The sequence below is a fragment of the Stenotrophomonas sp. 78350_Sma genome (genome assembly GCF_056482105.1).
This window is the reverse complement of sequence record NZ_CM151182.1, coordinates 3823568-3839355: the sequence shown is the minus strand read 5'-3', so window position 1 is coordinate 3839355 and position 15788 is coordinate 3823568. Positions and strand designations below refer to the sequence as shown.

Below are 15788 nucleotides of genomic sequence, written 5' to 3'. Positions count from 1 at the left end.
TTCCGGTGTGTTTGTTGCTTACACGCTGGCTCGTCCCGCACCTGTTGGTTGGGTAATAAGTACGAGCACAAGAATCGAACGCAGCGAGGCGGCGCCGGTGTCGGCGGCTTCAATGTGGGTTCGCGGTGGCGTGTTGTGATGCAACATGTGATCGAGAGAAACACAGCCATTTCGGCGGTGTCAACCCTGGCGACGGATTTTTTATCGGTTTCCGCTGCATCCAGCGCAATCGCTTGCGGCACAAGGATGGTTGCCGCTGAAAGTGTTTTGGTGAACCGGAATTCAGTCTTTTCGGTGGGTCTTTTGCGCGGGAATGAGGGGCTGTTGTGTCCGCGCTCGCAGGAATCTGTCGACAGCCGCCCCCCGCCCGCTCCCGCCGGGATCTCAAGGCGCCCATGACCTCTGCCCGATACCGCGTGAAGGCCACAGCGGTGAAGATCGGGGAACCACCCTTCCATCGGAACCCGACCGTGTCCCGACGCCTTGCCCGTTCCCTGCTTGCCGCCGCCGTGCTGGCCACCGTGCCCGCGCTGTCCCTTGCCGCCGACCGCATCACCGGCCATACCTTCGCTACCCGTTCGGAGGTGATCGCTCCACATGCGATGGCCGCTACCTCGCAGCCACTGGCCACCCAGATAGCGCTGGACGTGATGAAGAGTGGTGGTTCGGCGGTGGACGCGGCCATTGCCGCCAACGCCGCGCTCGGTCTGATGGAGCCCACTGGCAACGGCATCGGCGGCGACCTGTTCGCCATCGTCTGGGACCCAAAGACACAGAAGCTCTATGGCTACAACGGCTCGGGCCGCTCGCCGAAATCGCTCACCCTGGCCGAGTTCCAGCGCCGTGGTCTGAAGGAGATCCCAGCCACCGGCCCGCTGCCGGTCTCCGTGCCAGGCGCGGTCGATGGCTGGTTCGCCCTGCATGATCGCTTCGGCCGCAAGCCGATGGCCGACAACCTGGCGCCGGCCATCCGCTACGCACGCGAGGGCCACCCGGTGGCCGAAGTGATCGCCTACTACTGGGACCGCTCGGTGCCGAAGCTGTCGCAGTACCCGGGCTTCAAGGAGCAGTTCACGATCAACGGCCACGCCCCGCGCAAGGGCGAGATGTGGAAGAACCCGAACCTGGCCAGCACCCTGCAGAAGATCGCCGACGGCGGCCGTGATGCTTTCTACAAGGGCGAGATCGCCCACACCATCGGCGACTACTTCAAGGCCAACGGCGGCTACCTGAGTTACCAGGACCTGGCCGACCACCGCGGTGAATGGGTCGAGCCGGTCAGCAGCAACTACCGTGGCTACGACGTGTGGGAACTGCCGCCGAACAGCCAGGGCATTGCCGCGCTGCAGATCCTCAACGTGCTGGAAGGCTACGACTTCTCGAAAATCCCGTTCGGTTCACCGGAGCATGTACACCTGTTCGTTGAAGCGAAGAAGCTGGCCTTCGCCGACCGCGCACGCTTCTACGCCGACATGGCGTTCCAGCCGGCGCCGGTGCAGAAGCTGATCTCCAAGGAGTACGCCGCGCAGCGCCGCGCGCTGATCTCGATGGACAAGGCGTTGAAGGAAGTGCAGCCGGGCACGCCGAAGCAGCTGGAAGAGGGCGACACGATCTACATGACCGTGGCCGACGCCGACGGCATGATGGTGTCGCTGATCCAGTCCAACTACCGCGGCATGGGTAGCGGCATGGCGCCGCCCGGGCTGGGCTTCATCCTGCAGGATCGTGGCGAGATGTTCGTGCTGCAGAAGAACCATCCCAACGGCTACGCGCCGGGCAAGCGCCCGTTCCAGACCATCATTCCGGCCTTCATCACCAAGGGCGGCAAGCCGTATGCCAGCTTCGGCGTGATGGGGGGCGCGATGCAGCCGCAGGGCCACGCGCAGATCGTGATGAACCTGGTGGACTTCGGGATGAACCTGCAGGAAGCCGGCGATGCACCGCGCATCCAGCATGAAGGCTCAACCGAACCGACCGGCCAGGCCACGGCGATGACCGACGGTGGTGAAGTGAATCTGGAAACCGGCTTCCCGTACGAGACGGTGCGCGCGCTGATGCGCAAGGGGCATCGCATCGTGTTTGCCGACGGCCCGTATGGCGGCTACCAGGCAATCATGCGTGATCCTGAGACCGGGGTGTATTACGGTGCTTCGGAGAGTCGCAAGGATGGGCAGGCAGCGGGGTATTGAGGTTTCCCGGCCACCGGGCTGAGCCCCCTCTGCGGTGATGGCAGTGATATGAGGCTTGGCCGGGCGGGTGGGCTGGTCGGGGGACGCCGTGAATCCGTCCCTGCAGGCTTGGCAGCCGCTTGCTCGTGTGCGCTGTCCTGCGCACACGGCAAGACCGGGGTTGGGCGTCCTGCCCAACCCGCCCGAGGCATGCCTCGGGCCCATGCGGCTGACACCCCCGCCCAGCCCACCCGCCCGGCCCCTGACAGTTTCCGTGGCCGCCACCGCAGGAAAAGAAAAAAGAAGAGCAAGAGCAAAGGCAACGGCAACAGTCGCGGGCTTTGGGGTGGGGTCGGATCCGTTTTCCGCAGGAAAACGGATCCGACCCCTTCTTGTTTTTCGATACACCTCATCCACGCATGGCGTGGATCTACTGCCGTCACCGGGAAATTGTCGGAGGCGGGGAGGGGACAGCTGGCGGGACCGTCCACGGCATGGATGCCGTGGCCGAGCCTACAGGGATGTACTTGCGGCGTGTCCCGCCAGCTGTCCCCTCCCCGCCAAACCAGCAGCAACCCAGAGCCGCTCCTGCTTCGGCCGTTGCCGTTGCATTGAGCAGGTGCAGGGCTGCAAGCCCTGCAAAACAAACTCAACCCTGATCCTGCGCCCGCGCCGCCTCCACCTGCGTCTCCTCCTGCGCCGCCATCTCGCGCGCGATCCACGCATCGATCATGTGCCGCTGGCGCTGCGCCTGACGTCGCTCACGCGTGTACTCCTGGTCCAGAACCCGGTACAGCGACACCATCACCAGCACCATCAGCAACGCGAACGGCAATGCTGCGATCGTGATCATGCCCTGCAGCGCGTCCAGTCCACCGGCCAGCAGCAACGCCGCTGCGATCAACGCCACCGCAATGCCCCAGGCCAGCTTGCGCTTCAGCGGTGGGTCGCCGGCCTCGTCGGTGGACATGCTGGCCAGCACCAGTACCGCCGAATCGGCCGAGGTTACGAAGAAGATCATCAGCAGTACCAGCGCGATGCACGACAGCAACAGCGGTAGCGGCATGCTGTCGAACAGTGTGAACAGCACCGTCTCGTAGCCATTGCCCAGCGCCTGCACCAGATCGGCATGGCCGAAGATCTGTGCCCACAGCGCGGTGCCGCCGAACACCGCGAACCAGAAGAAGCCCAGCAGCGTCGGCGCGAGCACTACGCCGATCACGAATTCGCGCACGCTGCGGCCACGCGAGATGCGCGCGATGAACGATCCCACGAACGGTGCCCACGAGATCCACCAGGCCCAGTAGAAGATCGTCCAGTCCGCCACCCAGGTGCTACCCGAAAAAGGCGACATGCGCAGGCTCATCGTCACCAGCTGGTTGAGGTAGGAGCCCAGCGTGGTGGTGAACGTATCGAAGATGAAGCCGGTCGGCCCAAGCACCAGCAGGATGGCTGCCAGCAACGCAGCCAATGCCAGGTTGAAGTTGGACAGCCATTTCACCCCGCGTTCCACGCCACTGGCGGTGGAGGCCATGTACAGCACGAAGGCGACGGCAATGATGGTCATCTGCACCGCGACGGTGGCCTGCACGCTGAAGACGCGTTCGATACCTGCCGCGATCTGGATGGTGCCGAAGCCGAGCGTGGTGGCGACACCAATCGCCGTGGCAACTACGGCAGCGATGTTGACTACCCGACCGATCCAGCCGCGATGGTGACGGCCGATGATCGGTTGCAGCATGTCGCTGACCAGGCCGCGCCCGTTGCGGTTGAACTGGAACCAGGCCATCGCCAGGCCGATCAGCGCATAGATCGCCCACGGATGCAGGCCCCAGTGGAAGAATGCATAGCGCATCGAGGCGCGCGCGGCGTCCATGCTTTGCGGCGCCAGGCCCTCGGGCGGCTTGCTGAAATGCGAGATCGGTTCGGCCGCACCCCAGAACACCAGGCCGATGCCCATGCCGGCAGCGAACAGCATCGACATCCAGCTGGCGCGGGAGAATTCCGGCTCGGCATCTTCACCACCGATGCGCAGGTTGCCGAAGCGACCGAATGCCAAGTACATCAGGAAAGTCAGCGCCAGGAACACGACCAGAAGATAGAGCCAGCCGACACTGCGGACGACATCGGCGAGTACCGACTGCACCACCGTATTGAAGGGGCCCGGTGCAACACCGGCAAGCAGCACCAGAAGCAGAACCAGTGCGATGGAAACGCGAAACACCATGAAGGAGCTTCTCCGATCAAGGGATTGAGGGGAGCGAGCAGAGCTTGCTGCGAGGGGCCGGCGACATGCAGCACAGACCGGGCAGGAGCCGCGAAGGCGGCGAGATAAGCATCGTTCGCGACGACACGATGCGCGTGCACGTTACTGAACGCGATGTCACGGTTCTGTTAACGAATAGCGATTGGGGTCAGATCCGCTTTCCGCAGGAAAGTGGATCTGACCCCGGGAGCAACTCCGGAGGCGGGCGGTCTATGCTCTAATGCACACCAAGAAGCGGGGGTACCGCGGCCATGTGGCCACGGTTGAGACAGTCCCTTGGAACCTGATCCGGCTCATACCGGCGTAGGGAAGCTTTGCAGTGCAGCCATGCCCGGACTCCGCCCAAGGACCGTCCGGGCGCGGCAGCAGTGCGCCGCCGCTTCGTCCCTGACCTTCCTGGACGATGCCCGATGAACGCACAGCTCTCCGCCCTGCAGCAACAGGCCCAGCAACTCTCCGAATCCGTGACCCGGCCCATTCCCGGCTCGCGCAAGATCCACGTGCCCGGTTCGCGTCCGGATCTGCAGGTGCCGATGCGCGAGATCGCGTTGACCCGCACGCCGACGCTGTTCGGTGGCGAAGAGAATGCACCGGTCACGGTCTATGACACATCAGGTCCGTACACCGATCCGGAGGTGCGCATCGATCTGTCCGCCGGTTTGCCGGAGCTGCGTCGCGGTTGGGTGGAGGAACGTGGCGATACCGAGCAGCTCGAAGGACTGAGCTCTTCGTTCGGCCGCGATCGCGAGCATGACCCGAAGCTCGATGCGGTGCGCTTCCCCGCGCGCAGCCTGCCACGCCGTGCGCGTGCAGGTGCCAACGTCACCCAGATGCATTACGCGCGCCGCGGCATCATCACGCCGGAAATGGAATTCGTCGCCATCCGCGAGAACCAGCGGCTGGACGCGATCCGCGATGCCGGCCTGCTGCAGCAGCACCCGGGCGAGGCGTTCGGCGCGTCGATCCAGAACATCATCACCCCGGAGTTCGTGCGCGACGAAATCGCCCGTGGCCGTGCGGTGCTGCCCAACAACATCAACCACCCGGAAAGCGAGCCGATGATCATCGGCCGCAATTTCCTGACCAAGATCAACGCCAACATCGGCAATAGCGCCGTCTCTTCGGGCATTGCCGAGGAAGTGGAGAAGCTGGTGTGGGCGATCCGCTGGGGCGGTGACACGGTGATGGACCTGTCCACCGGCAAGCACATCCACGAAACCCGCGAGTGGATCATCCGCAACTCGCCGGTGGCGATCGGCACCGTGCCGATCTACCAGGCGCTGGAAAAGGTCGACGGCCGTGCCGAGGCGCTCACCTGGGAGATCTTCCGCGACACGCTGATCGAGCAGGCCGAGCAGGGCGTGGACTACTTCACCATTCATGCCGGCGTGCTGTTGCGCTATGTGCCGCTCACTGCCAAGCGTGTTACCGGCATCGTCAGCCGTGGTGGCTCGATCATGGCCAAGTGGTGCCTGGCGCACCACAAGGAGAATTTCCTCTACACGCATTTCGAAGACATCTGCGAGATCATGAAGGCCTACGACGTGACCTTCTCGCTGGGTGACGGCCTGCGCCCGGGCTGCATCGCCGATGCCAACGACGCCGCGCAGTTCGGTGAGCTGGAAACGCTGGGTGAGCTGACGAAGATTGCCTGGAAGCACGATGTGCAGACCATGATCGAAGGCCCCGGCCATGTGCCGATGCAGCTGATCAAGGAGAACATGGACAAGCAGCTGCGTGAGTGCGGCGAAGCGCCGTTCTATACGCTGGGCCCGCTGACCACCGACATCGCACCCGGCTACGACCACATCACCAGTGCGATCGGCGCGGCAATGATCGGCTGGTTCGGTACGGCCATGCTCTGCTACGTGACGCCGAAGGAGCACCTCGGCCTGCCCAACCGCCAGGACGTGCGCGACGGCATCATGGCCTATCGCATCGCCGCGCATGCAGCCGACCTGGCCAAAGGCCATCCGGGCGCGCAGGTGCGTGACAACGCGCTGAGCAAGGCGCGCTTCGAGTTCCGCTGGGAAGACCAGTTCCATCTCGGCCTGGATCCGGAGAAGGCCAAGGAATTCCACGACGAGACGCTGCCGAAGGACGCGCACAAGCTGGCCCATTTCTGCTCGATGTGCGGCCCGCACTTCTGTTCGATGAAGATCACCCAGGACGTACGTGACTACGCAGAGGCCGGCATGAAGGAGAAGTCGCAGGAGTTCCGTGCTGCCGGTGCCGAGGTCTACCGCCAGGGATGATGCTGCACCGGTAGCGCCGGGCCATGCCTGGACGGCGCCGCGGTCCAGGAGAACCGCCGGGCGTGGCACGGCGCGACCCGTTATGCTCCGGCCACTGCCCAGCGGAAAGGACGCCATGCCTGTTGCCTTGACCACCCGCTGGCTGGCAATCGCCCGCCGCCACCCCTCGGCATGGCTGCTGGGGGCCCAGCTGCTGGCGGTCCTGCTGTATCCCGCGCTGGATGACACCGCCGCTGGCCGGGCGGCGCTGGGCATGTTCGGCATGGCGGTGCTCGGCCTGGCGCTGTGGGTGGTCCAGCGCAGCCCGTTGGGAACCTGGCTGGCATTGCTGCTGGCCATTCCCTCGGTGGTGTTCTCGCTGGCTGGGGCGCTTCTGGACCGCAGCGCGCTGCTGACCACGGCACAGCTGCTGGAAAGCCTGCTGTACTTCTATACGGCGGGGGCATTGATCGCCTACATGCTGCAGGACCATCGAGTGACCCGCGACGAGCTGTTCGCGGCCGGGGCAACCTTCACCCTGCTGGCCTGGGCGTTCGCCTTTGCGTTCGCGGTGTGCCAGCAGTGGTATCCAGGCAGTTTCCAGGGTACGACCGCGGGCCCCGAGCGCAGTTGGATGGAGCTGCTTTATCTGAGCTTCAGCTTGTTGTCCGGTGTTGGATTGAGCGACGTCGTGCCGCTGCACCCGCAGGCACGGGCCCTGGTGATGCTCGAACAGTTCGCAGGCGTCATGTATATCGGCCTGGTGGTGTCGCGTCTGGTCGGATTGACCATGCTTCGGCGCATGTGAAAATGAACGCCAGATAAAAATTTCGCGCCCAAAAGGGCGCGAATAGTGATGCAGATTATGTGAATGCGTCGGCGAGAGAGAGCCTGAGTGTCGACCCCGTCATAGGCGGGGTAACCGGCTTAGGCTAATATCCGGGGGCGTTATTGTTTTTGCGGTATGCGCCGATGCTTTGTGCGGAATCTGGCTTTTCGATGACCCTGTCCAGGGACGGTGGGGACGGTATTGCTGGTGAGCCCTGCCCAGGTCCCGTCCCTACTGTATAGCGGAAAATGAACAGCAGCGAACTCACGCCCATCGAGGCCGACCGCGTGCAGGTCGGCGACTGCGTCATTACCTTGTCCTCGCGTGAGGTCGAGGTCGAAGGCGCGCGCCGTCCGCGGCGGCTGACGCCGAAAGCGCTGGGCGTGCTGCGCGTGTTGATGCGGCAGCCGGGGCGCGTGGTTACCCGTGAAGAGCTGTTTGCCGAGGTCTGGCCCGATACGTTGCCGACCAATGACGTGCTGACCCAGGCCGTCACCCAGCTGCGCAAGGCGTTCGCCAACGACGACGACAACAGCCAGGCCTACATCGAGACCATCGCCAAGAGCGGTTATCGGCTGCTGGTGCCGGTGCAGGCGCTGGACGACTTCGAGCCGGTGGCGGAAGTGGAAGCGGTAGCCGTTGCGGACGTGATGCCGTCGCCGGACGGTACCGGCACGATTCCGGCGATGGCCGTGCCGGCAGCGCCTTCACGCCGGCGCGGCTGGCGCCAGCTGCGCCGCCAGCTGTTGTGGGTGCTGGGTGTGATGATGCTGGCCGCGCTGCTGGTCATGGCCACATTGCTGCTCCGGCGTGGGCCGGAGCCGAGCTCACCGGTGGATGCCGCGGTCGAGAACGGCGTGCGGGTGATCGGCAGCCCGCAGCGTCCCTACCGCCTGATCACCGCCACCAGTGGTTTTGAAACCTATCCCACGCTTTCGCCGGATGGCTCCCAGGTTGCCTACGAAGGCGCCAACGAGGACGGCGCCGGTGGTGGCGCGATCAAGGTGCAGACCTCGGGCAATGCGCCGGCCCGGCAGCTGGCGCTGCCGCCGAAGGGAGCCAGTGACCGCTTCCCGAGCTGGTCACCGGACGGGCGCGAGATCGCTTTTGCCCGCTTTGGAGCCGACGGCGGTTGCCAGGTGCTGATCGCCAGCGCGACCGGCGGCGGTGTGCGCCAGGCGACCCGCTGCGACGGAACCGAACTGCTCAGCTTCGACTGGACTCCGGATGGCCGCGGCCTGGTCTTTGGCAGCATGGTGGGCCGCTATGCCCATCGCGGCATCCGTGTGCTCGACCTGGCCAGCGGCCAGTGGCGGGCGTTGGACTATGCGGTCGACCAGGATGATTTTGACTACGCGCCACGCTACTCGCCCGACGGCAAGTGGCTGGTGTTCGTGCGCAATCCGCAGATGGGCGACCTGTGGCGGATGCCGGCCGGGGGCGGCGAGCTGGAGCAGTTGACCAACGAATCGGCCGAACAGCGTGGCTGGGCCTGGCTGGGCGATGGTCGCAGCATCGTGTTCGGCCGGCGCGTGGACAGCGAGGTGCGGCTGTACTACCTGGACGTCGAGCGCCGCACCCTGCGTGATGCCGGCCTCGACGACGCACAATGGCCTGCGGTGTCACGCCACGGCGACGTGCTGGCCTTCGTTCACCGCCGTGCCCAGTTCGGCGTGTTCAAGGTGCCGATGGCCGGCGGCAGCGCCGAGCGGCTGTTCGCGTCCAGCGGGCGTGACGGGCAGCCGATGGCGGCGCCCGACGGTCGCCAGCTGGTCTTCACATCCGATCGTTCCGGCAGTTTCGCGCTGTGGTGGGCGGACATGCAGCGGCCCGATTCACTGCGGCCGATCGAGGGCCTGCGTCCGGAGGGGCGGCAGGCGCCGGACTGGTCGGCCGACAGCCGCCAGTTGCTGGTGGTCGGGCGTGATGAGCATGGGCGCACCGTGGTCTACGAGATCGCGCCGCGCGACGAGCACCTGCAACCGTTGCCGGTTCCGGTCGATCAGCCCCTGCAGGCCCTGTACGGGGCAACCCCGGAACAGTTGCTGGTGGTCGAGCGCGATGCAGAGCAGCGCACCCGATTGAGCCTGTTCGATCGCAGCGTAACCCCCTGGCGCCGCCTGGCCAGCATCGATGGCGTCTCCCAGGCACGTTTCGATCGGGGTGATGGCCGCGTGCTGTTCACACGCCTGGCGTCCGGCGGTTTGTGGTCGGTGGATGCGGCACTGTCCCCGGCCAGCGTGCAGCAGGTCAGTGAAGACCGGCCCAGCCGATGGCGCTATCGCACCTGGACGGTGGCAGGCACCGGTGGCATCGGGTATCTCGGCAATTCGACCGCGTGCGGTACGACCTTGATCCATATCCAGGCCGGGACCGAAGCCCCCGAGCGCTGCCTGGACCGGCAGCGGCTCAGCGCGGGCAACGGCATCAGTGCCAGCGCCGATGGCCGGGATCTGTACGTCGCCCTGGCGGTCAGCGATGGCGCTGACATCGGCGTCATGCAGCTGCCCCGGTCGGCGCCAGCCCTGTTCCCGGCATTTCTCAAGTCGTTGATCCTTAAGAAAAATATCTCTTCGTGATTTCTTCGTGGAGTTCTCGCCGCGAATTCGTGGCGATCTCGGCGGATTTTCCTGACGGGCTGACACCTGATTAGGCAAAACGGAAGCCTGTATCAGGCAAACCCGTGGTGCCCCATGCGTCAACTCTCGCTGGCCGATCGTGGCCAAACCGTCTCCCTCGACAAGGCGCTCGATGATCTCGCGCCGACCTGCATGGGCGTGGCCCGGCTCGGCAGCCTGCAGACGGCAGGGTCAAGCTTCACGGTCTGGCTGCAGGTCCGGGGCAGCTCCTGGGTGGAAGCCAAGGAAGGGCGTTTCCGCCTGCGCCATGGCGAGTGGATCGCCTTCGAGAAGGAGTCGCGCCCGCTGGTGCAGGCCGGCCGTAACGGACTGTGCGTGGGCCTCAGCCTGAATGCGGAGGCGATGCGGGTGCTGTCCGAGATGGCCGATTGCGGCCTGTATGCCGGTCGTGGTCGCATGAGCCGCGGCGACGCCCGCGTTGCCCTGCGCCTGTGGCGCGATGCGCTCGACAGCGGCCTGCCCGCGCAGGCGCTGCGGCCGCTGCTGTTGCATCTGGCCGGCCTGCAGCGTGACCTAGCCGACAACGTACAGCGCTGCCCCGGTCGCTCACGCAGCCGCAAGCGCCAGGTGTTCGGCCGCATGCAGCGTGCCCGCCTCTATCTGGAGGGCAACAGCCACAGGGTGGTGCGGATCGGCGAACTCGCCGAACTGACCAACTTCTCCAGCTGGTACCTCTCCAAGACCTTCCAGAGCCTTTATGAAGAGAGCCCCCAGTCGCTTTCGGCACGGTTGCGCCTGGAGCGGGCCGCCGATCTGCTGCGCGACACCGACATGATGGTGGGCGAGGTCGCCGCAGCCAGCGGATTCGACAACTGCTGCAGCTTCGCCCGGGCCTTCCGTGCCCGTTATGGGCAGTCTGCTTCCCGGTTCAGGGAAAACGGCGGCTTGCTCCCGCCACACTCTGCAAAGTCTACGGTTGGGTCGCGCAAATACAGCATCGCAACGCAATCGTAACGTGCTGGAGCGTTTTAACACGCTACTAACACGTACCTTGGAGAGATTGATGAACGTTCGCACCCCTGCCGTGCGGCTGGGCCTGCTGCCCGCCGGCATCGCGCTGGCGCTGGCACCGGCATTTGCTTCCGCACAGGAAGCCAGTGCCCCGACCACCCTTGATCGCCTGGAAGTCACCGGCTCCCGCATCCGCTCGGTGGATGTGGAAACCTCCCAGCCGGTCCTCACCGTAAGCCATGAGGACATCCAGCGTTCGGGCCTGGTCAGCGTCGGCGACCTGCTGCAGAACCTGTCCGTGGCAGGCACCCAGACCTTCAGCAAGGCGGCCGTGCTGGCGTCCAACCCGGAACAGGGCGGCCAGTACGTCAGCCTGTACAACCTGGGTGAGCAGCGCACGCTGGTGCTGGTCAACGGCAAGCGCTGGAGCACCAGCCTGGCCGGCTTCACCGACATGTCGACCATCCCGACCTCGCTGATCGAGCGCATTGAAGTCCTGAAGGACGGCGCCTCGGCGATCTACGGTTCCGACGCCATCTCCGGCGTGGTCAACATCATCCTGCGCAAGAACTTCGACGGCGCCGAGGCCAGTGCCTATTACGGCCAGAACAGCCACGGCGACGGTTCCAAGACCCAGTACAGCCTGACCCTGGGTGCCACCGGCGAGCGCTCCTCGATCGTGTTCGGCGCGAACTACATCAAGGAAGATCCGGTGTGGGCCAAGGATCGTGGCCTGACCCAGTACTCCTATGGCCAGGGCCACAAGGAAGACGGTCTGAGCCCGGCGGGCCCGTGGGGCCGCTTCACCGATCCGCGTGCCGAAGGCACCGCCGGTGCTGGTGAATACAACAAGGCTGGCAAGTGGGTCCCGAACACCTGGGTGGTCAACCACACCGGTTCGTGGGACACCCCGGTCGGCGTTGGCCAGCCGTCGAACAACTTCAACAACTACCACCTGATTGGTCTGGACGACTACTACAACGCCTCGCAGCAGATGATGCTGAACCAGGGCGCTGAGTCGAAGACCATGTTCACCTCGGCCAGCTACGACATCAACGACAACCTGCGTCTGAAGTCGACGGCGATGTACTCCGAGCGTGACTCCAAGCGCCAGATCGCCGGCTACCCGCTGACCGGCACCTCGCAGCCGCAGTTCCCGGTGGCGATCAGCAAGGACAGCATCTACAACCCGCTGGGCAACTGGGCCAACCCGGGCGCCGGCGTTGACATCGGTGGCTGGGGCCGTCGTATCTTCGAACTGCCGCGCATCACCCAGAACAACGTCAAGTCGCTGCACTTCGACGCGGCCCTGGAAGGCAACTTCGACTTCAACAACCGTCCGTTCGACTGGGATGTGGGCATCAACTACAACCAGTTCGATGTGACCCAGACCAGCTCGGGCAACATCAACCTGCTGGCACTGAAGAACGCCCTCGGCCCGTCGTTCATCAACGCCAACGGCGTCGCCCAGTGCGGCACCGCTGCCAACCCGATCGCGCTGGGCACCAGCCCGGGCAGCTGCGTCCCGTTCGACCTGCTGGGCGGCGCCAGCGCCGCGACCCCGGATGCGCTGAAGTACATCAACACCCTGCTGAACTCGACCGGCCAGAGCAAGAGCAAGCAGTACTTCGCCAACATCACCGGTTCGCTGTTCGACATGCCGGGCAATGCGGGCGAGTTCGCCTTCGCTGCCGGTTACGAGCATCGTGAAGTGTCGGGCTACGACCACCCGGACGCGCTGTCCTCCTCGGGTTACACCACCGAGCTGGCCGCCCAGCCGACCGAAGGCAAGTACAAGACCAACGAGTTCTACCTGGAACTGATGGTGCCGCTGCTGCGTGACCTGCCGGGTGCCAAGGAGCTGTCGCTGGATATCGCCAGCCGCTACTCGGACTACGACAAGTTCGGCAACACGGTCAACAGCAAGTTCAGCGTGACCTGGAAGCCGATCGACGACCTGCTGGTGCGTGCGACCTACGGCGAGGGCTTCCGTGCCCCGACCCTGGACGACACCTTCGGCGGTGGTTCGCAGACCTTCGACAAGTTCACCGATCCGTGTGATGCCGTGTTCGGCCAGCGCAGCAACCCGGCCGTTGCCGCCCGTTGCGGTGCTGAAGGCCTGGCGTCCGACTTCCGTCAGACCGACGCTGCTGGTCGTCCGATCAGTGCCCGTGACACCCAGGGCAACAACCCGTTCAACTCGGGCGTGGGCAACGACAAGCTGCAGCCGGAAACCAGCAAGACCCGCACCGCGGGCCTGGTGTGGAGCCCGAGCTTCGTCAGCGGCCTGAACGTCTCGCTGGACTGGTACAAGATCACCGTGGACAACGTGATCACCGCGCTGTCGGCGAACTACGTGCTGAACCAGTGCTACCAGAACGGTGTGCAGGCCTTCTGTGACCAGTACAGCCGTGGCGACGTTGCCAATGGCCAGCAGGTCACCGGCCTGAGCCGCGGCAATGCCAACCTGGGTTCGCTGGAAACCGAAGGCTACAACTTCGGCGTCCGCTACCGTATGCCGGAATACAGCTTCGGTACCCTGTCGTTCAACCTGGACACCAACTACCTGACCAGCTTCCGTCAGCAGGCCACCAAGGGCGCTGCATGGGATGACTACGCAGGCTACTGGAACTACCCGCGTGTCCGCGGCACCCTGGCAACCACCTGGACCAAGGGCGACCTGTCGGCCACCTGGACCATGCGTTACTACGGCGGCTTCCGCGACTTCTGCTACGACCAGGAAAATGGCCTGGAGTGCAACCAGCCGGATTACTACACCGAGAACGGTGGCTGGACCGGCGGCCTGGGTGCCAACAAGAAGGGCGCGATCGTCTATCACGACATCTCGGCCACCTGGCAGGCTCCGTGGAACGGCAGCGTGACCGTCGGTGCCCGCAACGTGTTCGGCAAGACCCCGCCGATCACCTACGCGGTGACCAACGCCAGCGCCGTGCAGCTGGACCCGATGCTGGATTACGACCGCTTCCTGTTCATCCAGTACAACCAGCGCTTCTGATCCATCGAAGCCTGAAGGCAATACGAGGAGGGCGGGCCGCAAGGCCCGCCCTCTTTGCGTTTGGCAGGGCCGGGTCGGGAAACTCTGAATCGGGCGGTTCAGCGACAGAGGTCACGCTTGTCGCAACTGGACCGCTGGTACGTTCACAGAGGTCCATTCCGGACCAAGGAGAGCGCGAAATGAAGAACGCGATGCCACGGATGTTCGCTGCGGCGGTTCTCGCCGTCCTGAGCCTGGCCGGCAGTGTGTCGGCCGGTCCGCTGGTGTGTGCCAATGGCCGCTATTGCGCGGAGGTGCGCAGCAACTGCATCAAGGCCGGTGAGGATGCGGCGTACTGCCAGTTCCTGTTCGAGCGCTGCGTGTACGACCACTGCGCGCAGCCCTGATGCAACGAAGGCGCGTCCCTGCGGGCGCGCCTTCATCGCATGCATTGCCGGTGTGATCAGGCTTCGCTGGGCGTGAGCCCCATCAGGCTGTTGGCATGCTCGCGCCACTGCGGCAGTTTGTTGAGCACGCCCGCGCGCTGCAGGTAGTCCTCGTCCACCGGATCGCCATTGACCAGCGCCAGGGCCACGTGCACGGCGCCGGTCACCCAGAAGCTGCGCGTGTTCGCACGCTGCGGCTGCAGGTGGAACGCCACCGCCTCGATGATCGGCATCGGCAGGCCCCACAGGCCCAGCAGGTAGGCGCCGGCTTCGGCATGGCCCGGGCGGGCATCTCCGGCCAGCGACGGCTCGGTGCGTTCGTTGCGTACGCCGGGCAGCAGCAGGCCGATGTCGGCCAGCAGTGCCGCGGTTGCGCCCAGTTCGGCACTGGATTCGGGCAGCAGGCGTGCGGCCAGCCGCGAGGCGAGCAGGGCGCGCTGCTGCAGCGAGTTGCGTTCGGCGGTCGACAGCGTCGGTGCCGAGAACACTTCGCTGGCCAGGACCAGGTCGCGCAGTGTTGCCAGGCCCAATCGGGTCACCGCGGTGCGCAGGTCGGCGATGGTGCGACCCTGGCTGAAGAACGCCGAATTCGACAACTGCAGCACCTTGGCGGCGATGGCAGGATCGGCGGCCACCAGCTTGGCGACGTCGGCGCTGTCGGCATCGTCGTCATGCTCCAGCGCCTGGGTCAGGCTCAGGTACAGGTGCGGCGGCGACGGCAGTTTCTCGATGCGGCCGATGGCATCGCGCAGGCGCGGGCTGTCCAGCACTTCGCGCAGCTCTTCCAGGCTGGTCAGCGCTTCCAGCAGCACCTCCGGTGCCAGCGGCAACGGCAGGAAACGGTGGGCAACACCAATGAGGCGCGCCGGTGGTGGCCGGTTGCCATGCTGGGCGTCCACCAGCGCGATGCGGATGGTTTCCGGACGCAGCGTCCGGATCTGCCCCAGCAGCGTGGTGGCATTGAGGTCCGGCAGCTGCGGGCAGACAATCACCGCGTCCACGCCCTGCGTGGCCACCGCGGTCATCGCGGTCTGGCCATCGGTGGCGGTCAGCGGCTGCCAGTCTTCCCCAAGATCGGCAATGAATTCGGTCAGCTCAGCCGGCAGGCTGGCTGCATCCCCTACAAGCAGAATACGCACGACACATTCCCCTGGCTGTCTCGACGGTGGATGTCGATGACGTGTGAAGTGACGCAATTTACCTAATACCACGGCAAGAGTGATGTGCCGTCATCATGAAACGTGACCCGCATCGCTCCGG

Annotated in this window: 9 protein-coding genes and 1 riboswitch; of the genes, 7 read left to right on the top strand and 2 right to left on the bottom strand. The window is 65.1% G+C overall.

Features of this window, described 5'->3' with window-relative positions; all coding sequences use genetic code 11:
* Nucleotides 1-470: 470 nt before the first annotated feature.
* On the top strand, nt 471-2189 hold the full coding sequence (gene ggt, locus ACZK4H_RS17735) for a gamma-glutamyltransferase (protein WP_099555192.1): 1719 nt from the start codon (nt 471-473) through the stop codon (nt 2187-2189).
* A 628-nt stretch (nt 2190-2817) separates the two neighbouring features.
* On the opposite strand, the gene ACZK4H_RS17730 is transcribed toward ggt, so the two are convergent.
* The gene (locus ACZK4H_RS17730; protein ID WP_099552929.1) at nt 2818-4395 is read right to left on the bottom strand and encodes a BCCT family transporter; all 1578 of its coding nucleotides are present in this window, start codon (nt 4393-4395) and stop codon (nt 2818-2820) included.
* 265 nt (nt 4396-4660) lie between these two features.
* A riboswitch (TPP riboswitch) is annotated at nt 4661-4762 on the top strand.
* Nucleotides 4763-4844: 82 nt separating this feature from the next.
* On the opposite strand from ACZK4H_RS17730, the gene thiC reads away from it, so the two are divergent.
* The 6 genes from thiC (at nt 4845) to ACZK4H_RS17700 (ending at nt 14489) form a co-directional block, all read left to right on the top strand.
* Nucleotides 4845-6689 (top strand): phosphomethylpyrimidine synthase ThiC, encoded by a 1845-nt coding sequence (gene thiC, locus ACZK4H_RS17725; protein WP_099552930.1) that lies wholly within the window; start codon nt 4845-4847, stop codon nt 6687-6689.
* Nucleotides 6690-6804: 115 nt separating this feature from the next.
* The gene (locus ACZK4H_RS17720) at nt 6805-7476 is read left to right on the top strand and encodes an ion channel (RefSeq protein ID WP_099552986.1); all 672 of its coding nucleotides are present in this window, start codon (nt 6805-6807) and stop codon (nt 7474-7476) included.
* 269 nt (nt 7477-7745) lie between these two features.
* Nucleotides 7746-10076, top strand: coding sequence for a winged helix-turn-helix domain-containing protein (locus ACZK4H_RS17715; RefSeq protein WP_099552931.1), 2331 nt, complete (start codon nt 7746-7748; stop codon nt 10074-10076).
* A 114-nt stretch (nt 10077-10190) separates the two neighbouring features.
* A complete protein-coding gene (locus ACZK4H_RS17710; protein ID WP_005410939.1) occupies nt 10191-11090 on the top strand; it encodes a helix-turn-helix transcriptional regulator in 900 nt (299 codons plus the stop codon).
* A 49-nt stretch (nt 11091-11139) separates the two neighbouring features.
* Nucleotides 11140-14103, top strand: a complete 2964-nt coding sequence (locus ACZK4H_RS17705; RefSeq protein ID WP_006390155.1) for a TonB-dependent receptor plug domain-containing protein — start codon at nt 11140-11142, stop codon at nt 14101-14103.
* A 179-nt stretch (nt 14104-14282) separates the two neighbouring features.
* The gene (locus ACZK4H_RS17700; protein WP_012512032.1) at nt 14283-14489 is read left to right on the top strand and encodes a hypothetical protein; all 207 of its coding nucleotides are present in this window, start codon (nt 14283-14285) and stop codon (nt 14487-14489) included.
* Nucleotides 14490-14545: 56 nt separating this feature from the next.
* On the opposite strand, the gene ACZK4H_RS17695 is transcribed toward ACZK4H_RS17700, so the two are convergent.
* On the bottom strand, nt 14546-15667 hold the full coding sequence (locus tag ACZK4H_RS17695; RefSeq protein ID WP_099552932.1) for an HDOD domain-containing protein: 1122 nt from the start codon (nt 15665-15667) through the stop codon (nt 14546-14548).
* Nucleotides 15668-15788 lie beyond the last annotated feature (121 nt).

What these genes read in the sequence shown, in the direction of transcription:
- ACZK4H_RS17730 (WP_099552929.1), bottom strand. Translation starts at nt 4,395, where the DNA reads ATGGTGTTTCGCGTTTCCATCGCACTGGTTCTGCTTCTGGTGCTGCTT.
- thiC (WP_099552930.1), top strand. Translation starts at nt 4,845, where the DNA reads ATGAACGCACAGCTCTCCGCCCTGCAGCAACAGGCCCAGCAACTCTCC.
- ACZK4H_RS17720 (WP_099552986.1), top strand. Translation starts at nt 6,805, where the DNA reads ATGCCTGTTGCCTTGACCACCCGCTGGCTGGCAATCGCCCGCCGCCAC.
- ACZK4H_RS17715 (WP_099552931.1), top strand. Translation starts at nt 7,746, where the DNA reads ATGAACAGCAGCGAACTCACGCCCATCGAGGCCGACCGCGTGCAGGTC.
- ACZK4H_RS17710 (WP_005410939.1), top strand. Translation starts at nt 10,191, where the DNA reads ATGCGTCAACTCTCGCTGGCCGATCGTGGCCAAACCGTCTCCCTCGAC.
- ACZK4H_RS17705 (WP_006390155.1), top strand. Translation starts at nt 11,140, where the DNA reads ATGAACGTTCGCACCCCTGCCGTGCGGCTGGGCCTGCTGCCCGCCGGC.
- ACZK4H_RS17700 (WP_012512032.1), top strand. Translation starts at nt 14,283, where the DNA reads ATGAAGAACGCGATGCCACGGATGTTCGCTGCGGCGGTTCTCGCCGTC.